Source organism: Streptomyces sp. NPDC033178 (assembly GCF_055577685.1).
This window is the reverse complement of the sequence record NZ_JBVIPT010000002.1, coordinates 653,565-675,033: the sequence shown is the minus strand read 5'-3', so window position 1 is coordinate 675,033 and position 21,469 is coordinate 653,565. Positions and strand designations below refer to the sequence as shown.

Below are 21,469 nucleotides of genomic sequence, written 5' to 3'. Positions count from 1 at the left end.
GACGGCTGACGGCTGACGGCTGACGGCTGACGGCTGACGGCTGACGGCTGACGGCTGACGGCTGACGGCTGACGGCTGACGGCTGACGGCTGACGGCAAGAGTCTCGGCTGTCGACCTCGGTTGTCGACTCAGCTGCCGGCGCGGCCGGCGCGCTCCGTCTCGCCGGAGCCGTAGACGCTCTCGGCGCTCTCAAAGGACGCACCGGTGGGCGGAGCCTCCCGCCGCTCCAACAACTGGCGTACGAGCCTGACCAGTTCGGCGGGCTCGAAGGGCTTGGCCAGGAAGGCGTCGACGCCGACGTCGAGGCCGTTCTCGACCTCGTACTGATTGCAGGCGCTCACGATGGCGAGGGGGAGGTTACGGGTCCGCGGATCGGCCCGGAGCCGGGCGGCGGTACGCAGTCCGTCGAGCCGGGGCATGACCACATCGAGGGTGACCACATCGGGCCGGACCTGGTGGATGACGTCCAGGCACTCGACACCGTCGGCCGCGGTCACGACCTCGAGACCCTCCAGCTCGAGATTGACCCTGATCAGTTGCCGGATGACCTTGTTGTCGTCCACAACAAGCACCCGACCCGACGCGCCTGGCACAACTCGAGAGTAGGTCGGCACGTGGGGCCGCGTCCGGCTTTTCCCCACTTCCACCCCGCGCGAGCGATCCCGAACCCACCCGTAACCCACCCGCCGCCCAAGATCGAAACGACCCGCGACACCCCCTCCCCCACCCCCAAAACCCGTTCATGACGACCCCGAAAGAGCTGGTAGGGTTCTACCCGTCGCCGCAAACACCGCGCCCGACACGCCCCCGTAGCTCAGGGGATAGAGCAACGGCCTCCGGAGCCGTGTGCGCAGGTTCGAATCCTGCCGGGGGCACCCTGTATGAGGTGCCCAGAGACCCCGCCATCAGCGCTTTAGCTGAGGACGGGGTCTTGGCGTATGTGCAGGCAGGTGCCGCCGAAAGCAGCCGTTTGCCAGTGATCACGTAATGACGACGTAATGATCTTGGCGACCCTTCCGGCAGGTCAACGGCCGTTTGTCGTCCCCTTGAGCGTAGCTTTCCGACACACCTCCGACACGACGAAAGCCCCGGATCACTCCGGGGCTCGCGTGAGGGGCGTGTGGGCCCTGCAGTCTTTGGTGTCGTCCCCCTCTCCCAGGCCCGCCGAGATCCGGTCGTTCATCTCCTGCTCCTGGCCGTCGATGCACTTGGCGTAGATCTTCAGCAGCACGTCGACCGAGTGACCGGCACGGGCCGCCACCTCCGGGGCGGGTACGCCGGAGTTGAGCCACTGGGAGACGCCCGCGTGGCGGAGGTCGTACGGACGGAAAGCCAGGACCGAGGAGACCTGTTCCGGCAGGAGCGCCAGTTCCCTCGTCTGCTTCCACACACGGGAGTACGACGACGCGGCCACGACATTGCCCCGCTCGCTCGCGAAGAGCCGGCCGTCCTTCGCTGTGCCGAACTCCTTCACGTGCTCACGAAGCAGCCGCACCAACGGAGGTGGGATGGGCACGATCCGTACCTCTCCCTCTGCCCGCTGCTTGAGACCCCTCCGATCGTGCGCCTCGCCGGAGTCGGTCCATGCCTTGCCCGCCGTCGGCCGGGTCTCAGCCAGTTCGATGCGGCCCCAGCCCTTCGCCGGGAGCGTGCAATCCGAGCGACGTAGGCCCAGCGCCTCACCGGGCCGTACGGCCGCGTAGTACAGGCATCCGAAGAACGCCCGCAGTCGTCGACCGCTGGCCCGCTCGTAGCCGCCCACGTACGTCACCGCCGACAGCAACTCACGCGCCTGCCGAGGGTTGACCACCACCCGCCGGTCGACCTCCTGCACTGGCCGCTTGCCCCTCTTTCGCCGCACCCGGCTCAGCGGATTGGACGGCAGAGCCTCCAACTCCACAGCGAACTCAAGGGAGTTGAAGACCACCGCGCGCCGTCGCCGGTACGTCTGCGTTGCCGCGGGCTTGCCGTCCAGCTTCCGGCCGAGTGCGCCGATCAGCTCATGAACCCGAGCGATCTCCTGCAACTCCGCAACCGGAAGCGACGCTTTCTCAATCCAGCGCACCGCGGAAGCGATCTCCTCAGGCCGCTCCCTCTCCCTACGAGGCGGAGGCAGCAGGTACGAACGCAGCGCTCGCCGCAGGATCTCGACAGTGGGCCGCCCACGCCCCGGCTTGACCAGTGCGGGGACAACCGTTGCCAACGAGTCGGTCACGCTGTCCCGCTGCTTCGCCGACGCCTCCGCCCACCGGCCATCGATGTACTTGAGTGCCAGCTCCAGGAACGACAGCGCCGCCTTGCCACCTCGGAGCGAGTCCGGCAGACCAGTCACGGTGTCGAACGGCTCGCCCTTGTCCGCCGCCCGGAGCAACTTCGCGCGGAAGCGGTCGGCCAGCGCCTTCGTCTTGTGCGATTCGTGGAACGGCTCGCCGTCAACGGACCAGCGCACGAGGTACGTCGGTTTCTTCGCCGACCGGTTGATACTGAGCTTCCAGATGACGACCTTGTACGACTTCACGACGCGGCCCCCTCCGCACGCTTCTCCAACCAGTCGTTGAGCACGTCCCGCCGGACCCGAAGCTCCCCGTTCGGTAACCGGATGCAGCGAGGGGCTATGCGCAGTTCCCGCCAGCGGTAGAAGGTGCGCCGAGAGATCCCGCCCAGCTCTTCGAGCACCTGCCGCACGGTGAGCAGTTCGGCCGCTTTCTCACGCGCCATGAGGACCACCGCCCTCCCGCACCGAGGCGGCCAGGAGTGCCGCCTCAGACGAGTAGCCGCGCCCGGCGTAGCGCCACTGGCCGACCGTGACAGTCGACCGCGTGCCGATACCGAGAGCCGTGCGCTGTTCCTCCGCACGGTGTTCTGCACGGGCCTGACGGAGTGCGGTGAGGGTGGTGGAGTAGCGGCGTGACTTCGTGGAGAAGTGGCCGCCGTAGCCGAGCATGTGCGCCCAGCGCCGCAACCCGAGAGGTTCGAACGGGGGCAAGCCGCCGAGCCACCAGCAGGTACTGATCAGGCGGAGTACGTGAGCCCGTACGGGCAGCATGACCAGGTCCCGTGCGTGGTGAACCCGGCCGTCCACCGCGCCGGCGGACTCCGCTCCCTTGGTGGCGTACTTGGCAATGTAACCCGCGACCGCAGTCGAGGTGAGCCGCTCCCCCGCGCCGAACGCAGCGATGGGGCGCACGTCGACCTGTTCGCCAAAACACAGCACACGAGGACCGACGACTTCCGCGCCAGGAGCAACGAGCCGCACGCGACCGACGACCTCCCGCGCCGCCTCCGCCAGAAGAGCCGTTGTCGCCCAACCAGGCGGGACCGAGGTCGGTCCGTCCGGACCATCGAGGCGGATCACGGCATGGAAGTGGACCAGGCCGCGCCGCTGATACTCGGCCACCTTCGCGTACGAAAGCCGGACGGCATCGCTGCTCTCCGTGCGGGACACCCCAACCCTCCGAGCGATCTCGCGACGCAGCTCCAGCCCGAAGCGGTGCCAGAGTCGCCCGGCGTGCGCCTGCCAGAGCACGGCCCCGGCGTAGTCGTAGCAGCGCGGACAGAGCGGTTCACCGAGCCGGGGATCGTCCGCCGTATGTCGCTTGTGGCAGCCGCCCGGCGATCCGTGTCGGCAGCACTCCCCCGCCTTCCGGGGGCGGCAGGCTCGTACCCGTCCGTCTCGTTCACGGCGAGTGTGGACCGGGCCGAAGCCGGGAGCGGTCAGGGTGGCGAACACCCGAGGGTGCCCGCTCACCTCCGCCGTGATGTTCTTGCCGCCGACGAGCCCGGCCCGGATCAGCTGATACGTGTCTGCTCGGTAGAGCCGAGAGCAGGTCGGGCAGACAGTCGCCCGACGGTTGCCGCACGCGGTCAGCAGCCGACCGCCGTAGACGTCCGACTCGTACGAGAACAGTGCCTCGCCCGTAGTCGTGTCGAAGACGGTTGCCCCGCCGACCAGGTGAATCGGGTTGGTGCAGCCGCCGAGGCGGACGATGTTGCGCCGCCAGGCCGCGAACTCAGGCTCCGAAGCCCTTGCGACCAGGGCAGCAACGCTCTTCGGGAGAGGTGCGGTCATCGCCGATCACCGCCCCCGAACGCCTGCCACATCACGGCTGTGATCCCCTGCGGTCGGGTCTTCGCGCTGAACCTGAGTGTCGGATCGGTGAGCCATAGTGCGGCGGCGTGCGCCGGACACAGGTGCTGCTCGAAACCGTCGAGCCCAACGAGGACGACCTGTTCCCGTCCGACACAGGTCGGCCGTTCCTTCTCCCTCAACTCGCAGTCCGGCTGAGGGGATTTGCGCGAACGATGCGCGGTGGACAAAGTGTGAGTGCTCCTTTCACTGCTCATGTGGCGGACGGAGTGGGTTCCTGACGGGGTCGGGTTTGGCGACTTCGCGCCCCGTCGGGAGCCCGTCGTACGGGCGGTCACTGCCGTTCCTCGGGCGGGATCGCGATGAAGCTGTACGCGATCGGTCCGAACTCACGGCGTGCGTTGTAGTAGCCCTCGCCGATGTCCTCCACCGGGACGCCGAGCGGTGCGGCCACGTGCTCCGCACCCGCCCTGCGAGCAACGGAGTTGGCAGCGTCGACGAAGACCCCGAAAGACGCGGTACTAGGCACGAGGGCAGCGGGGTTGGCGGTGAGAAAGTCCGCCAGCTCACGGAGGCCGGCGATGAACGCGGTGCGATCACCGGAGCGGATGAAGTACTCGGGCATGGCTCGCCCACCTTTCTGCGATCGGGTCGGGTTGATTCAGAAGCGGAGTTGGCCGAGGAAGCCGCTCGCTCCGTCGAGGAGCGTCTGAACGACCGGCGCGGCCACGGTGCTTGAAAGCAGGAAGCCGAAGGCTCCGCAGAGCAGCACGTCGGGCAGACGCAGGTAGCGGATGCGCAGCAGGAACCAGATCAGGAGGCCGAGCAGCAGCACGGCCGACATGGATACCAGCACGGCGAATCTCCCTCACTTCGTCACGGCGAGCAGTTCGGGCAGGGCGGGGGCCAGGTGCGCGTATTCGGCCGCGATGGCTTCCGCCTCCGCCTCAGTGGTCAGGTGAGAGCGAGCCCGCTCCCAGCCGTCGCCGGAGGCGAGCACCGCCGTACCGGCCTGTTCCGGCGTGATGGCTTGCGCCGCCTTGAGCGCGTCGGGGTTGAGGTCACCGAGCGCCATTTCCGCCGTACCGGGGTCGGCCACTCGGTGGCACACGCGTCCGCCGAGTTGTGCACGCAGTGCCGTGACACCCGGCCCCAGGTCGGAGCCAACCCGCTGTCCGGCCACGACGAGGAACACGCCGAGTGCCGCGCCGAGTTGGGCCAGCCGGATCAATGCCGTACCGGCCGCCTGTGCTTCGTCTTTCTCATTCCGGCTCGCGACGAGGAACAGTTCGGCGATCTCGTCGACGATCACGACCACGGGGATCGGGCGTTCCTTCTCCGGCAGGCCCCAAATGTTGCGGACGCGAGCCGTCCGGCAGATGGTCATGCGGTCGAGCGTCAGGTCTACGAGTGCCACCAGGAGCTTGACCGCCTGCTCGCGGTTGGTCGCGAGCGCGGACAACCGCGGCTCGTAGAGCGACAGTTCCATGCCGCCTTTGCAGTCGATGCCGACCAGCGCGACCGGTTGCGGAGCCAGGCCCGCAACGAGTGCGTTGATCAACGTCGATTTGCCGGAGCGGGTGGCACCGACGATCAGCCAGTGCGGCACGCGGCGTAGATCCATCACCCACGCGGCACCGGTCTCCAGCGCACCCACCGTCACGCGGAGCAGGTGACCGGGCCCGCGCTGCTTCGGAATCCGAGGAGCGGCCAACGGGTCAGCCACCGAGGCAGTGATACGCACGGTTCCCGGCTTCCAGGAGGTCACCCGTACCGCGTGGACCTGCCACTCCTCCGCCATGGCGAGTGCCGCCTTGACGAAGTCCTCGGGCACCTGCCCGGGTAACAGCCGCACCAGCAGCCAGAATCCGCCGGCGGTCGGGCGTATGAGCCCACGCCGAGGCACGCGCGGCTGAGGCGGAGGTGCCCCGTTGCCGACGAGCCCGGATACCACGGTCAGTGCCGGTCGACGGCTCACAGCGAGCCGACACCCAGCCATCAACGGCCGCCAGGTGTAGGCCACCCGGAAAGCCACGGCCGGGAAGCCGAGTAACAGCCACCAGCCCACCGGGTAGCGACGGCGCAGGGCCGGGCCTGCGATAAGCAGGCCCGACACCAGCACTGTGGCCACCAGCAGTACCCAACTCGGCCAGGTCGCCCCGGTCGAAGGGTTGGAGGCCAGGGTCATCACTGCCCGGCCCCCTTCCCCGCCGGAGCGTTCAGGGGGCGGATCTCCGCGGCACGGAAGGCGACCCCGTGTCGCCCGTCGTTCTCCCACGGGGTGGCGACCAGGTCCCGCACGGTCACCGGCATACCGAGCTGCACGCCGGACGGCTCACCGGCCACGCTCACGTTCACTACGTCTGCCGATGACCCAGCCATCAGGCACAGGCCGACTTGGTACACGGTCTTTCCGGTCTCGCGGTCAACGCGAAGCTGACCGGTCTCACGATTGGCGATGCGCGGAGCCGGGGGTACGGCACAGATGATCCCCGTGAACTTCGCGGTGTCGATCGGAAGGCTTGCCACTGTTCTGGACTCCTCATCTCGGGCACCCGAAGGCGAATCCTTCGGGTTGCTAGACCACCCGTAGTACGGGTTGAGACTCCAGAGTGCGACCCGTAGTACGGGTTGTCAACCGTCCTGTGATGGGGGACGCTGTCCAAGAAGTTGGTCAACTTGCCCAACTTCTTGGACAGCCGCGAGGCGAACCGGCCTTGGAGGGCCCTGCATGCCGCCGAAAAACACGCAGCCGAAGTACCGGCAGATCGCCGACTACCTGCGCGAAGGCATCCTGAACGGCACCTTCCCCGCCGGCCAACCACTCCCCTCCGAGGAGGCGTTGGCGAAGCAGTTCGGCGTGACGCGTCCCACGGTCCGTCAGGGACTCACGGAGCTACGGGCATCCGGTCTCGTCGAGGCGATCATGGGTAGGGGCACGTTCGCCCGCTCCCCCCAGAGCCGCCCGAGCCTCACCCGCCCGCGCGGCGTGCGCCTCGCGCCCGACGGCCGATATGTGGAGGCCGACGGCATCCGCTGGACGGATGCCGAGCCGCCAGTAGCCACCCGAACGGACGCCCCGTTGGCCCTGGCCGACCTTCTGCGCATCCCTCCGGGCGAGCCGATGTTCACTTACGACGCCTTGCAGACGGCTGACCATGGCCGCCTCCGCCAACTCCACCGCACATACGTGCCGTTCTCCGTACTGATCGACACCAAGTACGAGGAGGAGGCGCCACCCCCGGCGCCGGAGCTCTACGGGGCGCTCGCCGAGCTGAACCACGTACTCCATTTCACGGAGTACGTCCGCACCCGCATGCCTATGCCTGACCAGGCCCAGGCCCTCCGACTCCCGGACGGAGTGCCGCTCCTGCACGTCATCCGAGTAACGCTCAACGAGAGAGACAAGCCTCTAGCACTTGAGGAGTTCCACCTCCCTGGCAACGACTTGGAAATCTCATTCAAGCTGTAGCCAGGCCCCCCAAGTCGCACCGGAACGGAACCCCGGGTTGGCTCAGACTTTCTTTACGTCATCAAGGCGGCTCGCTCCGCTCCCCGCGCGCGGCCCGGCCCCTGCTCTCCTGTCTCCGCCCCGCTCCAGCCCAGCCGGCGTCCGTGCCGCGCTCAGAGCATGCAGCCACCTGATGCCAGAGAAGGGGTACGTCGTGGCTGGGGCAGTCGGCTACGCGGCTTTACGGAGCCACTTTGGCGCGAGCCTCGAAGATCATGGCCCTAACGTCGTGCTTTACCGGGCAGGTCCACAGACTGCCCGACGCGCCGGAAGCTTATGGGGCCATGATCACTCGCGCCAAAGCAGCGCCACCCCAAAGCCGCTCCGCCGACCTGACGGCAAACGGGCCGCAAACGCCCCATCGAGCCAAGCAGCACTAGACTAGCGCCGCCCCGTAAGGGATTATTCGCACATCAGGTCGAATATCTATGAATAAGGGCAGCCAATTCTTCACGCAAGGGGCGATTAGTGATCCTTCGCAATTACATCGAGTGCCCGGCATGCCAAGCAGCAATTGTTCTACGAGTCGGCATTGCACGCGAACGACAGCTCGTCACTGTCTCATGCCCCACTTGCCACTCCGCGATCAGAGGGGAAACATACGAAGCTAGTGACGGCCTTCCGCGACTTTCCCTGCCTGGTATCACTCTAATCGATCCCGAACGCGCGGACACAGAATGGCACACAGTTACAACCTATGGGGACCTGCCAAGCGATCCAGCAACCGGAGAGTTCTCATCCTTCCTTGCTGCATCCCAATTATTCGGTGATTATTTTAAGCGATACATGCAATGCCTATCCATCGTCAGATGGTTCGGAGACCGGATCGACCCACTGGAGCATGCCTACGCATTCTACCTCGGAGAAAAGTGGGATCTACTAGATTCGGTAATGAAGCGCAATTTCGAAGAGGCGTGGCCAGACAGCCCATCCGCACTGGACCGCCACACGGCGTTGCATCGGCTCCTGTATATGCTGGTGTCGTCCATAGATCCCGATGGTGCGTATCCCAAGAGCAAACAAGATACATGGTCGCGAACGTTTAAGAAGGAAGCAGAGTTCGCAAAATGCGCTCACTCCATTATTACGAAACCCGAGTTCGGTGCCGCAAATAAAAGAGCATCCGAGCAGTTCTTGAGCCTTCTGCGCAGCAATCAGGAATGGACTCCAGCCCTGACCGTTATCCATCTTCGCGCCATCGGCACCCCGATTCCACGAGGATGGCAATTTCCCGCTGGGCGTATCGATTCATTACGAGATGCCTACAGGCAGAATTTCGAGGTAAGCTGCCAAATGCTTCCCCTGGTGATTCGCATGCAGAATATTGCCGAAGGTCGGGATTCTGAAATCATCCGCGACCCTACTGACGCTCAGGGATGGGCGCCGAGGGCACTTAGCCCACGTGACCAGGTAAATAACCTCAATCAATACGCGAAGGCCAGGGCGGCAACCAAAGAGGCTTACCTAGATCGCCATACCCTCCTCCGCTACCACTGGAATGCCGCCTTCAATAGAGACGTGCGCAACAGTATCGCACATGCAGAATTCGATTACACCATGCATGACGGCATGATCAGCTACAAGGGGAGAGAAGTCCCTTTCTATACTTTCACCGAAGCGCTCATCAAACAGATCTCACTTCTCGGTTTCTGGTTGGATCTATGTAAGCTCTTTAAAATCTACGGGTCACGATGGGATCCGGAAAACGAGAAGTTCCTAGGGCTAGATTAGTGTGAGCGCAACCGATGGACCGGCAGGCATGTCGAACCCCCCGCGCTCCATTCCGATGGCGGCGAAGTCGCGCCCATAGCCGCCCCTCGATGGCTGACATCAACAGAAGGGAACACTGGCGTATCTAAGCGGTCGCAGCCGGATCGCATAGCGGCGCTCAAGGCAAGGGAGAGAAGCCGGCGGACTGATCGAGCTGAAACGGTGAGCCGTGCGAGTGGGCACCCACCCCTGCCGCTCGGTGGATGCGATGGCGTCGGCGACATCAGAGGGCGGTGCAGGCCACGCCTTGGAGGTGTGGGGTTGATCGCTTACCCGCCGCCGTCGGCAGGTACCCGTCGCTGCGCTGTCCCTGGGCCGTCGGACAGTGACCAACGTCGACAGACGGCGACAGGTGGTGCGCACATCGAACGCAGGTGAGCCCAGCTCGAGCCAGCGCCAGTCGACTTGAGCACCCGTTGAAGCCAATTCTCCGTGATCTGACAAACCATCGGCGGCGGACGCTAGCGTCGGTATAGTTAATGCTCCTTCCCTCGGCGCGCATGCTGACGGATCACTAACTCTGTTGGAGCATACAAATTGGCCGACTACGACTTCCGTACTCTCTCGCCTAACGACTTCGAATTATTGATTCGTGATCTTCTCGAAGCCGAGTATCGCTGGCGCTTGGAGGCGTTCGGTCGTGGTCGCGACGGAGGCATCGACTTACGGGCGAGCACGGCAGCAGGGAAGGTCGTCGTCCAGTGCAAGCACTACCTCGGCTCGTCGTTCTCGGACCTTCGCACGTCGGCACGTCGGGAAGTTCCAAAGATGGACAAAGAGAAGCCCGACCGCTATCTGTTCGTCACGTCCCAAGATCTAAACAGGACACAGAAAGACACCCTCGCTGGTGACCTCCAGCCGTGGCTTTCTGACACCGCCGACCTACTGACCCAAGCTGATATCAATGGCCTAATCACGCGGCATCCAATAGTAGAGCAACAGCATTTTAAGCTTTGGCTCGCCTCGACAACCATTTTGGAACGCATTGTCCAGAGCGGCATCTGGGAGCGCAGTGAGGCGCTACTTGAGGACATTAGGGATCGAGTTAAGCTGTATGTTCCAACCAGCAGCTTCAAAGCGGCATACGAACTAATCGACGATAAGCATGTGGTCGTCCTAACGGGTTCGCCGGGAGTCGGCAAGAGCATGCTCGCCGAAATGCTTGCTCTAAGGTACTGGCACGAAGACTGGCAGATCATATCGGTGGGAACCGACGTTGACGACGCATGGAGGGCATACAAGTCGGGTCGCAAGCAGGTATTCCTGTACGACGATTTTCTCGGACAGACGGACCTCAGCGAAAGGCGCGCGAAGGACAGTTCAGTAATACGCCTAATGGACCGCGTGGCGCGGAACCCAGATAAGCGGCTTGTCATGACTACAAGATCGCAAATTCTTCAACAAGCTCGACTAATCAGCGAGCCGATCGCTCATGCAGACTTACGAGTTGTCGAGTTCGTAATAAAGATTGCTGAGTACGGGGCGATCCAACGAGCCCGCATACTGTACAATCATCTCTATTTTTCTACCCTGTCACGAGAAGTCGTCAGGGAGTACGTAGAGAATTCTTCCTACTGGACAGTCGTTAGGCATAAAAACTTCTCCCCGCGGATCCTGGAATTGGTCATCAAGCGGCCTCACGCGTCGGCGGATGAACTCGCGCGCACTCTTAACCACACGCTTGACCATCCGCTGGACCTTTGGAGAATAGTATTCAACAATGGATTGTCGGATCTTGCGCAACGGCTGACGCTTACACTTGCCTCATTTCCTGTTCATGGCGCCAACTCCAGGGACCTTAAGGATTTGGTTAAAAAAGAGGCGAAGCCAACGGAGTATACGAGCGCACTTCGAGTACTAGAAGGCACCTTTGTCAGCCTGGAAAAAACGGGTGACGGGGCCACAATGATCGCCTACGCCAATCCAAGCGTGCGTGACTTCACTCTCGCTTTCCTTGACGAAGAGCCGGACTACCTGATGGCCATCATCTGGGACGCAGTGCATCTGGCTCAAGTGAGCACGCTCCTGGTATACGCGGTATCCGAGCTTGACGGTAAGCTCCGCTTCCCGAACTGCGCCGAAACAGTTACTCGCCACACAAGCTCCATTCTCAGGAAGATGATGGAGCTCATCGCCAAAGAAAAAGAGGCCAGCAAATCTGATTCACGCGGACTGGCTAGGATATATCAGCGAACGATTAAACCCCTTCTCAACTCTCTGCAGCCAGCGCATCGACTGCTAGAGAAATCGTTCAATGAGCTCCTTGCAGTGACAACCGAACTTCTTAAGGGCTCAGCCTCGGGATATATGGAGCCGGACGATTGGAGGCCCTTCAATGTGGCCTTGATGATGCGCTACGCAGAAGATCCGGATCCTGTCCGAGATGATCTGCGATGGGCCTTCGAAAGCTGGGGTGAATTGCTGTACACGCTAGATGATGTGACCGCATTCAAGGATTTCTTTGAGTCGTACGGCTCAGTTCTGGAGCAACAGTTCGACCCTAGTGAAAAGTTTTACGAGAGCGTCTGGTCTGGGTTGCGGCAGGAGCTGGAGAGCTTATCCGGCAATGAGCAAGATCGTGATTCTGATCATCAGTGGGTTGACGACGTTGAAACAATGGCGATTAGAGTCGGCGTCATCGATGACATGAGATCAGACATTGAGTCTGCTCGAGATTCGATTGAACAACATTACGCATACGACGAGTATCCCCGCGATCGGCCCCCCTCTGGGATGGGGTACGGATTCCCAGGCACCTCCGTATCGCCTTCCGAGCGTAGGGCGATCGAAGGCATGTTTCGCGAGCTTTCATAGCGCCCGGAGACCGCAGCCGTCTGCCTCGCCGGCATCTTCGGGCCCGGCGTTGGCCACAGCGGCAATCGCTTCTTGCTGCTCGTTGGTGTTTATCGGGCTCGTGGCCGTTGCTGTCTTCGGCTTGGGCATCTTCATGGCTCTCGTGGAAGCCCTCAGCGGATGACCCTGCTGAGGTACAGCAGCGAGGTACAGCAACCCCAGCAACCGGCGGCGCCCCACCGCCGCCCCATGACCTTCAATGACCGGTCTCTGTAGAGCTACGGATCAGAAGGTTCTGACATCCGTGGCTGACATCAACGACGCCGGACGGAAGCGAACACCAGCGTCTCTGTCCGGCCGCCGCACCAGTTACCGATCTCAGCCGATGCATGCCCGGATCGAACTCCTAAAGCGGCTGTCGCAGGTTCGAATCCTTCTGGATGCGCCCGGCAAAAGGCCCCAGACCGATCATTATCCGAGGCCTTGAAGTCCACTTCTGACATCAACGCTGGGGTCACTCGCGACCGGGCCGCCTCTTGAGCAGGCGATCCTGGACGACGTGCATACAGGTCTACAGACTGCCCCATGCGCCGGGATCTTACGGAGCCGTGATCACTCTCGCCAAAGGAGTTCCAGTCCAAAGCCGCTACGCCGACCTTCGATGCTGAGGCGACCAACTCGACAGATGCCCTTCATTGGAGTCGAGCGACTCATCCATCGTCAGGGAAACGGTGTATAGTTCGATTTCCTCAGCATTGTGCTGATGGGCGGCTTCCTCCAGCTCGCTGAGGAATTCGTCGACCTTGGGCCGTTCGTCAAACTTTAACATGGCAGTGCGCACAATTGTCCCCAGCATGAAGTCTGGGTATCTGCTCGCACCTTCATCTTGGGAACTGATCTTCGAGTTCATCTTGAACAGGTCCCGCCAGATCAAGGTGAACGGCGAGATTTCGTAGATATCCGTTCGGGCCGTCCAAGCATCGTGGGGGATGCGCCATGCGCGTCGCAAACTGGATTTTTGCAGCTTGCTGGACCCGGCCACCGAGACGCAACCGCGAAGCGTGACGCCCCCGCCGCCGGCCTCCTTGAGCACGCGCGGGACGACTGACAAATAGTCGAAGAGGAAGGTGACACGATCGTACGGTTCGATGCGAACCGACATCTCAGCCGTGGCGCTGTCAGCGCCAAACCCCGATACCGGAAACAATCTCGGCGTCATGCTGTAAGAACGATTTTTGGTACCAGTGACCGCGACGCCAGGGGAATACACGGTTATCGCAGCGCGACCAGGATTCTCCACAACCAACTGTGCCAGCTCAAGATTCTCCGGATTTACATCCCCAGAGATCTCCCACTTTCCGGATCGATTCACGAGTACTCGGCTATTGGGTTCCCAGATAGCAGCATTGAGGAAGACCTTTGGGCGTCCACCGTCGAGTCGATGCTTCAGAATTTGCCAGCCCAACGCGGTAAAGGCTAGAAGGAAACTGAGCAGGGATACTGCGAGGGCTAGTACAGCGACAGGGATCCCGAACAGCTCGGGCACCGTCGAGGCCGCAATCATCATCGCTGCATGGTAGCTCGGGCACGCGGAGGGATCATTAGATTGCGAAAATTCGGGTCACCAAGGTCGAAGAGACCCACCCCTCGCGGAGGCAATTCGACGTCGCGGTACCACGTACTAGGAACGCTGTCGCCTGAGCGAGTGTCAGCCATACGTAGGTGTCTGGGCGTAGCAGGCACAGAAACCGCCGTTGGGTAGGATCTCAAGCTGTCTCGCTCCAACAGGGAGGCTATGTAGGAGACCTAGAGATCAACCAGATGAACCAAGCGCTGCGACGAGCTCTTGCACTTTGCCCTCCAGAACCACGTCGTCTTGCTCGTCCACCCACCGCACGACGGTGGTCGGGAGGTCTGCACTCGCCGCTTCCCTGAGCCGCCGAGACAGATCCTGTGGCAGAGGTCGGTTCGTGACCACTAGAAGGCCAACAAACGGAATCCTGCCGTAGTTCCGCGCTGCCGCGGCGGCGTGGATGACTTTGCGAAGCATCGAGCCTGTCAAGACGCTTTCACCCGCCTTGATCTGCACGCCGATCAAGGCGCCAGGGCTTTGTACGACTACATCGATACCAAGATCCTCAGGCCCACCGACCAGACGCGTATCGGGATAAACTCTGGCAAGACGATCAAATACTTCACGCTCGTAGACGAGCGCTGAGACTCGTGCCACCAATGGGTCATTGGTGGCCCTGGGATCAAGGGAGCTCAAAACCTGTAGCGCTTGCCGCGCATCCTGTGGCGCCTCCTGCTCGATGCTGGCAACGATTTGGTGCCTACGGCGAGACATCAGCAGCTCATAGTCCTGATAGCGAGCCCGCGTGAGTGGCGATCCGTTGATGGCCATGATCAGGAGAACAACGCCGGCCAGAAGAAGGGCGACCGAGCCAGCTTGGTTGCCGGTCTTAAAGACTGCGGCCACCCCTGCGCCAGCCAGGGCGACACCCGACAGAGCTGCCCCCAGACGCTCCCAACGCGACAGCGGGGCGGCGTCAGATCCGGGAATCTCAGGCACTTCGTCAGCAGTCGACACATCCGGCAGCTTATCTACCGCGATCTAGTCTCGGCAGACCTCTCCCAGATCAGGGGGCTGCCTAAGACGGGACTGATCGATTCGTTCGTCTTGCAGGCTCGGAGGCCAACCCACATAGCAACGTCGTGTAGAGCAGAACTCAGGCCGGAGGCAGCAAGAAGACCGTTGGCGCGGCGCTCCTCCGAGGCAGCCATCCGTCTCATTCAGCCCCGTTCACGGCCGTTTAGACGAGGCTAGTGCAGGACCATCGCCTGGCGACCGAACGTCTGTGAACGCGGTTGAATGCCCCCACCCAGAGCCCAACACCCCACCAACACATTTGGAAAGCATGCTGGGCCGGCTCTGAACGCGTTGGCCGTGACGGCCAACGGGACGCGCAGCAAGGCGGTCTCTGTACAGTCGTTCTCGACGTAGGGGCTCACCCAAGCCCCTCGCTGCGGTAGAAGACTTCCATGCTCAGTCTCATGCGAAGACTCGTCCAGAGCCGCGCGTGGAGGATCGCTCGGGTGGTGTGCTACAGCCTGGCGGGCACCTTCGCGGTAGGGATCTTCATCGTCCTCCCGGTGACAGCCCAACTCAGTGGGTGGAATGACGATGCTGAGGATCCGCCTGTCAATTCTGAGACTCCGTCGGCCGCAGACACACCGGTTCGATGGACGTACCAAGGGCAGGCATGCGCAGATGGCCGATCTTCCGACTCAATTGGTCGCCAGGGAGCCTGTAGCCATCACGGAGGCGTTGCGTCCGTGTACGAGGGAGACGACGGAACGGTTCTAAGGTGTGGAGGCGACGAGCACGCTCCCGGCCCGGAGGAACAACAGCAGCAGCTCGAAGACCACGGGCGCATCACCTGTGCGTTCAGGTGACAGCGCCTCTGGGATCTCTGCCGACGGTCGCACCACAAGCGCACCAGATCCACCGGGGAGCAGCGAGGAATCACGGTGAAACCGGGCCAGCCCGAAAGAGCTGCAGCCAAGTCGTTCACCCAGGTCAGCGCCCCGGTAGGCCCCTAAGTTCCCCAGCTTCCCAACTGAGGGCCCAGGCAGCCAAGCGCCCGTCGTCGTGAGCCAGAGACACACGTATGTGGGGCGGTCGCCCCCGCCATCCCGTCCGGGCTGCGGCGCTGGGGCGCCGGTCCCGGCCGGGCGGACAGGGGCGACCGCTGTGCACGAAACGTGCACCGTCATGCCAAGGCCCTGTACCCCGGTTGCCGTGACGGAGGCAGCCGATGCACAGGCCCACGGTCCAGTCCGCTGAGGGAGGGGAGTCTCTGTCGACCGCAGCGGACCGGAGTTTTGGGCGGCAGCAGTTCTCAGGCCGCCGGAGCGCCCCGGTGTTCATGCTCGCCGGGAGTAGGAGCCGCACGGTCGGCCATCTCCGCGGCCAGCCCCGAGGCGATCAGCTCAGCCAGGAGTGCCGCCGATTCCGGTCGGATCGAGCCCAGACTCACCAGGCCGTCACCGAAGACGTTCACATCGGCGCTGAGGCCGGGGAAGTCTGACTCCAGGCCGAACGCGGCCAGTTGTCGTGCCAGCGTTTCGGCACCGCGCCGGGCACGAACCCAGCCGCGTACGTAAGGCACACCGGGCGTCAGGTTCTCGGCCCGCTTCGCCACCACTCCTCGCCAGTCCGTCATGACTCCCCGTTCCCTTAGTTCTCTCGTAAGTTCGTCGGGCCGCTACACACGCCGTCCGCACCCTGCGGGCAGGACTGTGCGCGTTTCAGGAGCTCCGCCAACCGCTCCGCCGTCTCCGGCGATACGCGCCCGAGTTCGATCAGTCCATGGCCGAACGCGTTCAGGTCCGCTCGCAGGTACGGGAAGTCCTTCTCCAGGCCCGCCGCCGTAAGGACGTCGCGCAGCGCGCTCGTGGCACCCCGCGCGGCGTACCATCCTTCGCTTTCAAGCGGAGACCAACGGGCGATGCCGTCGCGCTCCTCGCCCTCACTGTTCATTGGCCGCCGCCTCCAGGACTTCGGCCGTCGCCGCCTCCGGGTTCGGGTATTGCTCGCTGTAGTGATCGACCCGCGCGAGGAGGTCAGCAGCGGCCACGAACATGAAGGCCAGCGCAACTGCACGTAGTGGGTCGGCCTCCGGCCGGCGGACCGGAGCTCGGAGCCATTGGTAGCGATCACCCGACATAGGCATGGGGCCAGGTACAACGACGAACGAGTTATCGCCCAGATACCTGTACGGCGGCGGGTTGTCGGTCGCCCGGGTCAGGAAGCGAACGAAGCGCTCATGCCATCGGGAATTGAGGAAGAAACCGACCCGCCGAGCCGCATGGTCGAGCATGACCGGGCCGAGCGGCATCTCCCGGCGTACGAGCAGATCGAAGGTTTCCAAGCCGATGCGCTGGTCGATCGCCACGACATCGAAGAGACGCCCCGTCGGCAGCATGCGCGGCCCACGCGGGTCGTCCGCCCACCGTGCTCGGCACATCTCCGGATCGTCAGCGGCGGCAGACAGCCACTCGACGCCTCTCCTGGTCATCCTCTGCACGTCATCTCACCTCTGTCGGGCTGCGCCGACGGCCTCTCTGCCGCCGCAGATCCAGACTGGTCCCAGGGCTCCTGAACTGGGCAGATGACGAGAGGTGATGGGAGGTGACGCGGCACCTCCCCGTACGTCATCCCCCGTCACCCCACACTCGGCCAAGGCAACTTCGGCTACAGCGCGTGCATGAGGACTGGCGGCGCGTACATTCGACTGTGGGACTGGCTTGTTATACGGCACACGAGAGGGAAAGAAGGGGCGCGTTTCCGATGCAGCCGATCGGTGTCCGCTTACGTGAAGCCCGTACCAACCGAGGCTGGAGTCAACCGCGTCTCGTACGTGAGTTGCGTCAGGTCGCCGCGCGACGTGGGCACCAACTCCCGGCGGACGCCAGCGTGAAGCGACGTATCGCCAGTTGGGAGAACGGCCACAGCGTCCCTGACGAGTTCTACGGGCCGCTCCTCAGCGATGCGTTCGGCACAAGCGCCGCAGAACTCGGGCTGAACCATTCCGACGGAGCGGACTCGGCCCTCTTGGAGGCCGGCTACCCCGACAGTCCCGATGCCGCCATTGAATCGGTCGGGTGGTTATGGCGTGCTGATCTCAACGGCTATGAGCCGTTGTTCGAAGCTCCGGCGTCCGAGCCTGCGTGGAATGAAGCCTCCCTCCGGTGGCTTGTGGCGCCCGAGCCGTCGTTCCCCGCCGCGCCGCGCAACAGTGCGGTAGGTGTCGGTCTCGCCGATGTGGCAACGGTCAAGACGACCGCCGATATGTTCGCTCAGCTCGATGACCGGTTCGGAGGCGACCATGCGCGGCATTCCGTGATCCAGTTCCTGAGTCGCGATGTCACTCCGCTGCTGAGCGGCCAGTACACCGAGCCCGTTGGCCGAGCACTGTTCTCCACCGTCGCCGAGGCGACTCTCCTCGCGGGTTGGATGTCGTACGACGCCTGCCATCACGGTCTCGCTCAGCGGTACTTCCTACAGGCATTGCGGCTCGCCCAGGACGCCAACGATCGCCGCCTCGCCGGGAGCATCCTCTCCGCGATGAGCCACCAGGCCACATTCCTGGGCCGCTATACGCAGGCCGCAACGCTCGCCCGCGCAGCGCTCATGGGGATCTCGCCCGTGGCGACGCCGACGCTTCGCGCGCAGTTCCACGCGATGGAGGCCCGCGCTCTGGCCCGTACCGGAGACACTCGGGCATGCGAACTCGCGTTGGCAGCAGCGACGAAGACCCTGGAGAGTCGGAACAGCGACGACGAGCCCGAGTGGATCAGCTACTTCGACGAAGCGGAACTCGCCGCCGAGGCCGCGCACTGCTTCCGAGACGTCAACAGCGCCCGCCAAGCCGTCGCCCACGCGTCAAACGCGATGAGCGGCAGCCACGTCCGTAGCGACTTCTTCGCGACCATGGTTCTTGCAGACGCGCACCTACGTGCCGGGGATCTGGAGGAAGCCTGTCGCGTGGCCCTTGACGCGTTGGATCTCGGCGAACAGTTGAAGTCCGCCCGCTGCGTGAACTACCTCGCGGAGTTCCGGCAGCACCTCTCACACGCCGGTAGCAGCGCCACCGTACGGGACTTCGAGGAGCAGGCCGCGGAGCACCGGCTGTGGATCGCGACGGGCGCGCCAACGGCGAGGTGACGCTCCTCGGGCGTTGGTGATCCTTCGGTGCCCCTGATGCGGGTTGGGAAGATCGTGAGTGCCGCCCGAGCGCGGCACGAGGAGATCGTCACTGAGGATCGGCACCTGGCCGAAGCCGACTGGACGCGGCTACTCCACTCGTTTTCCAGGAGTTTGGGATGCTCACAGCACGGTGAAGCTGTCCTTCACCACGCTATAAGTCTTGAGGGCCCGAGGCTCGATATCGGGCTGGTACCAAGTGCTGATCTGGTAGAACCTGCCGTGAGCATTGAAGCCGACGTTCAGGGCGTGCCACTGCACCCCACTGAACTTGACGGTGTACTCCCAGACGACCGCCGGCCAGCCGCGGAAGGTGGCCTCTGCCAGACGGATCTTCCGGTAGCCCTCAGCTTCTTGACGGGTGTTCCGCTCTGACGCCCGCCATTGCTCCATCAAGTCGCCTTGGATCACGGCGGAGTTGGCGAGAATTTCCTGTTTGCTGTCCGGCGAGGTGTAGTGCACCTCGGCGCCGCTCTGCACCACCCGTTCCCAGCCCTTGGGCGGAACCCACGCGTACTCCCCAATCTCCTTGCGTGCCCCCACAGGTAGCGTGGGCGCGGCACCAATGACGACGGGCAAGGCCGCCGCCTTCTGGTCTTGCAGAGAGAACGAGGTGCCGAACCCGGCGCCGAAGACCAGAAGTACGGAAGCGGCGACGGCCAGCCAGCTCCTACGGACGGGAACGGCAACGCTCCCGATCTCGGTCATCGGATTGTGCTTCGGCTTCCCGACCGTCTCCTTTCCGGTCAGTTCGACGTCGAGCAAGGAGGCAAGGTACCTGCGCCACAAGGTCCGGTCCTTGCGTCGCCCGTGTTCGATGATGTGGTCCAGCGATTCGAGGTTGTCGCCCCTGGAATCGGTCAGCGACGCCCAATAGCGTCGTCGGAGGCTACTCACGGCCGAGCACCTCCGCCCCGTCCGGCGCGATAGCGGAGGGCTGGGCTGGTTCCAGGGCCAGAGCGGTGGAGTGACTCCCGCTGATCGCCGACTGGATCGTCTTCGCGCTGCCGAGTTGCCGCAGCAGCGCCGGAGCCGAGGCTCCCACCGCGACCGCCGCGAATGCTCCGGTCAGCTGGGGGGAGAAGATCCATCCAGCGCTTGCACCCAGAGAGAGACGGGTCAAGGCCGCCAGCGCGTCGGAGGGTGCGTCGATGTACTTGCCGAGCGGTGGCAGCTGATCTCTCGTCTTGTTTTTCGACAGGGCCCGATGACGGGCCGCTTGCCACGTCGCGATGCGCCCGTAGAACACCACGATCTCCACGACAAGACCGCCCAGCGCACCATAAGTGATCGACAAAGTCCACTGCATGGCCTCCCCCTGGGCAATGCTCGCAGCTGATTCAGCTCAGCATTCCAGAGAGGTGGTTTGTCCGGGAGAGCGCCGACACAGAACCTCTTGTGATCTTTTATGGATGCTTGATCCCTGGACACCGTTCCCGCTCAAGGCCTCTCGGCATTCCTGCTTGGCAACGAGCGAGAGCCCGCAAGGCCTCCCTCAGAACGGGCGCCACTCATCCCGGCCCTGGCCCGTGCGCAGGGACCGTACCCGCCGAGCGAACTCCTCCGCAGACCTCTCGCGCGTGGCAACCTGATGCCCGATCCAGACGACCATCATCAACTCGCGCAGATCGGCGAGCACTTCGTAGCCCGGCCAGTTCAGCAGGTCGAAGCCGTACCGGTGGACGAACTCCTCATACTCAGCTCTCGTGTGCCAGCCGTACCGCTCGTAGAACATCGCGGTGAGGACTAGGTCCCACTCCCGAGGAGCCAGCGCGAAGCCGTCGAGGTCGATGAGAACCGCGTGACCGTCCCGATGGCGGAGCACGTTACCTATGTTCGCGTCCCCGTGAATCATCCCGAAGGGGAGCACGAAGTCCAGCCGGTCGTAGTCCTTGTTCAGCTTTCCAGCTCGTTCCTCCAGGAACGCGCGGTCGTCCGCCGTTACGCCGTCCATCTGCCGGAGCGACCCCCAGAGCTTCGCGAAGGGGTCGAAGTACGGGAGCCTCAGGGACTCCGGCTCTTCGAGCCAGTGGAGACGGCGGAGCAGGTCTGCCAGCTCGCCCACCGTGGCGTACTCCTCGCGCTCCTGCACGCTCTCCCAGAACGTCACGACCCGACCGCCGACCACCAGAGGTTGCGTCACCCTGGCCGGCACCCGAGTTGCCGGAAGGTCCTCCGCCTCCAGCCAGCGGGCAACCCGTACGGCCCGTTCCATCTCCTCCAGGGCATCAGGGTCACGAGCAACACGAACGATGACCGGCGACGCCGATAAGCGATACACGGCGTTGGAGCCGAGCCGCAGCAACTCAGCGCCGTCGGAGTCCAGTCCTGCCGTCTCGCACGCCTCTCGTAGGACCACCTCAAGGCCGTCTGCCGTGAACTCCGTACCGCCGTCCTGGCCCCCGCCGCTGCCCGAGATCATGTCTTCGACCATACGGCGCCGCCCCGCCGCTCGACAGGCCGCCCACGTAATAGGGGCGTGATGACCTTGCTCAGCGGGTCCCATGGATGCCGCTCCCCCGCAGGTCAGACCCCCAA

Annotated in this window: 20 protein-coding genes and 1 tRNA gene; 5 read left to right on the top strand and 16 right to left on the bottom strand. The window is 63.6% G+C overall.

Annotated features, from left to right (window positions below):
• Positions 1 to 129: 129 nt before the first annotated feature.
• Complete coding sequence (locus tag ACZ5VQ_RS06925) at positions 130 to 642, bottom strand: response regulator (RefSeq protein WP_469103986.1); 513 nt, start codon at positions 640 to 642, stop codon at positions 130 to 132.
• Between the two features lie 162 nt (positions 643 to 804).
• Between ACZ5VQ_RS06925 and ACZ5VQ_RS06920 the strand changes: the two genes are divergently transcribed.
• Positions 805 to 876, top strand: a tRNA-Arg gene (locus ACZ5VQ_RS06920).
• Positions 877 to 1,094: 218 nt separating this feature from the next.
• On the opposite strand, the gene ACZ5VQ_RS06915 is transcribed toward ACZ5VQ_RS06920, so the two are convergent.
• The 7 genes from ACZ5VQ_RS06915 to ACZ5VQ_RS06885 form a co-directional block, all read right to left on the bottom strand.
• A complete protein-coding gene (locus ACZ5VQ_RS06915) occupies positions 1,095 to 2,519 on the bottom strand; it encodes a tyrosine-type recombinase/integrase (RefSeq protein WP_469103985.1) in 1,425 nt (474 codons plus the stop codon).
• Positions 2,516 to 2,719, bottom strand: a complete 204-nt coding sequence (locus ACZ5VQ_RS06910) for a helix-turn-helix transcriptional regulator (protein ID WP_466756324.1) — start codon at positions 2,717 to 2,719, stop codon at positions 2,516 to 2,518. Before ACZ5VQ_RS06910 ends, ACZ5VQ_RS06915 begins: the two co-directional genes overlap by 4 nt.
• The gene (locus ACZ5VQ_RS06905; RefSeq protein WP_469103984.1) at positions 2,709 to 4,070 is read right to left on the bottom strand and encodes a replication initiator; all 1,362 of its coding nucleotides are present in this window, start codon (positions 4,068 to 4,070) and stop codon (positions 2,709 to 2,711) included. Before ACZ5VQ_RS06905 ends, ACZ5VQ_RS06910 begins: the two co-directional genes overlap by 11 nt.
• A 352-nt stretch (positions 4,071 to 4,422) precedes the next feature.
• Positions 4,423 to 4,713, bottom strand: a complete 291-nt coding sequence (locus ACZ5VQ_RS06900; protein ID WP_469103983.1) for a hypothetical protein — start codon at positions 4,711 to 4,713, stop codon at positions 4,423 to 4,425.
• Between the two features lie 36 nt (positions 4,714 to 4,749).
• A complete protein-coding gene (locus tag ACZ5VQ_RS06895) occupies positions 4,750 to 4,944 on the bottom strand; it encodes a hypothetical protein (protein ID WP_469103982.1) in 195 nt (64 codons plus the stop codon).
• 12 nt (positions 4,945 to 4,956) lie between these two features.
• Positions 4,957 to 6,276: an FtsK/SpoIIIE domain-containing protein gene (locus tag ACZ5VQ_RS06890; RefSeq protein WP_469103981.1), complete on the bottom strand. Its 1,320-nt coding sequence runs from the start codon at positions 6,274 to 6,276 to the stop codon at positions 4,957 to 4,959.
• On the bottom strand, positions 6,276 to 6,617 hold the full coding sequence (locus ACZ5VQ_RS06885; protein WP_469103980.1) for an SCO3933 family regulatory protein: 342 nt from the start codon (positions 6,615 to 6,617) through the stop codon (positions 6,276 to 6,278). Before ACZ5VQ_RS06885 ends, ACZ5VQ_RS06890 begins: the two co-directional genes overlap by 1 nt.
• Before the next feature lie 202 nt (positions 6,618 to 6,819).
• On the opposite strand from ACZ5VQ_RS06885, the gene ACZ5VQ_RS06880 reads away from it, so the two are divergent.
• The 3 genes from ACZ5VQ_RS06880 to ACZ5VQ_RS06870 all read left to right on the top strand — a co-directional run bounded on the left by ACZ5VQ_RS06880 (position 6,820) and on the right by ACZ5VQ_RS06870 (position 12,183).
• The gene (locus ACZ5VQ_RS06880; RefSeq protein ID WP_469103979.1) at positions 6,820 to 7,560 is read left to right on the top strand and encodes a GntR family transcriptional regulator; all 741 of its coding nucleotides are present in this window, start codon (positions 6,820 to 6,822) and stop codon (positions 7,558 to 7,560) included.
• A 507-nt stretch (positions 7,561 to 8,067) separates the two neighbouring features.
• Positions 8,068 to 9,330: a hypothetical protein gene (locus ACZ5VQ_RS06875; protein ID WP_469103978.1), complete on the top strand. Its 1,263-nt coding sequence runs from the start codon at positions 8,068 to 8,070 to the stop codon at positions 9,328 to 9,330.
• Between the two features lie 576 nt (positions 9,331 to 9,906).
• Positions 9,907 to 12,183, top strand: a complete 2,277-nt coding sequence (locus ACZ5VQ_RS06870; protein WP_469103977.1) for an nSTAND3 domain-containing NTPase — start codon at positions 9,907 to 9,909, stop codon at positions 12,181 to 12,183.
• Positions 12,184 to 12,808: 625 nt separating this feature from the next.
• On the opposite strand, the gene ACZ5VQ_RS06865 is transcribed toward ACZ5VQ_RS06870, so the two are convergent.
• From ACZ5VQ_RS06865 to ACZ5VQ_RS06845, 5 genes are all read right to left on the bottom strand, one after another.
• Positions 12,809 to 13,729, bottom strand: coding sequence for a hypothetical protein (locus ACZ5VQ_RS06865; RefSeq protein WP_469103976.1), 921 nt, complete (start codon positions 13,727 to 13,729; stop codon positions 12,809 to 12,811).
• 246 nt (positions 13,730 to 13,975) lie between these two features.
• Positions 13,976 to 14,752: a hypothetical protein gene (locus ACZ5VQ_RS06860; RefSeq protein ID WP_469103975.1), complete on the bottom strand. Its 777-nt coding sequence runs from the start codon at positions 14,750 to 14,752 to the stop codon at positions 13,976 to 13,978.
• Between the two features lie 1,312 nt (positions 14,753 to 16,064).
• The gene (locus ACZ5VQ_RS06855) at positions 16,065 to 16,388 is read right to left on the bottom strand and encodes a hypothetical protein (RefSeq protein WP_469103974.1); all 324 of its coding nucleotides are present in this window, start codon (positions 16,386 to 16,388) and stop codon (positions 16,065 to 16,067) included.
• Between the two features lie 14 nt (positions 16,389 to 16,402).
• Positions 16,403 to 16,705: a hypothetical protein gene (locus tag ACZ5VQ_RS06850; RefSeq protein WP_469103973.1), complete on the bottom strand. Its 303-nt coding sequence runs from the start codon at positions 16,703 to 16,705 to the stop codon at positions 16,403 to 16,405.
• A complete protein-coding gene (locus tag ACZ5VQ_RS06845) occupies positions 16,695 to 17,243 on the bottom strand; it encodes a bifunctional DNA primase/polymerase (protein ID WP_469104081.1) in 549 nt (182 codons plus the stop codon). Before ACZ5VQ_RS06845 ends, ACZ5VQ_RS06850 begins: the two co-directional genes overlap by 11 nt.
• A gap of 398 nt (positions 17,244 to 17,641) precedes the next feature.
• Between ACZ5VQ_RS06845 and ACZ5VQ_RS06840 the strand changes: the two genes are divergently transcribed.
• Positions 17,642 to 18,892, top strand: a complete 1,251-nt coding sequence (locus tag ACZ5VQ_RS06840; RefSeq protein ID WP_469103972.1) for a hypothetical protein — start codon at positions 17,642 to 17,644, stop codon at positions 18,890 to 18,892.
• Positions 18,893 to 19,054: 162 nt separating this feature from the next.
• On the opposite strand, the gene ACZ5VQ_RS06835 is transcribed toward ACZ5VQ_RS06840, so the two are convergent.
• The 3 genes from ACZ5VQ_RS06835 to ACZ5VQ_RS06825 all read right to left on the bottom strand — a co-directional run bounded on the left by ACZ5VQ_RS06835 (position 19,055) and on the right by ACZ5VQ_RS06825 (position 21,353).
• The gene (locus tag ACZ5VQ_RS06835; protein WP_469103971.1) at positions 19,055 to 19,828 is read right to left on the bottom strand and encodes a hypothetical protein; all 774 of its coding nucleotides are present in this window, start codon (positions 19,826 to 19,828) and stop codon (positions 19,055 to 19,057) included.
• Positions 19,821 to 20,240, bottom strand: coding sequence for a hypothetical protein (locus ACZ5VQ_RS06830; RefSeq protein WP_469103970.1), 420 nt, complete (start codon positions 20,238 to 20,240; stop codon positions 19,821 to 19,823). Before ACZ5VQ_RS06830 ends, ACZ5VQ_RS06835 begins: the two co-directional genes overlap by 8 nt.
• A 186-nt stretch (positions 20,241 to 20,426) precedes the next feature.
• On the bottom strand, positions 20,427 to 21,353 hold the full coding sequence (locus ACZ5VQ_RS06825) for a phosphotransferase family protein (RefSeq protein ID WP_469103969.1): 927 nt from the start codon (positions 21,351 to 21,353) through the stop codon (positions 20,427 to 20,429).
• Positions 21,354 to 21,469: the final 116 nt, after the last annotated feature.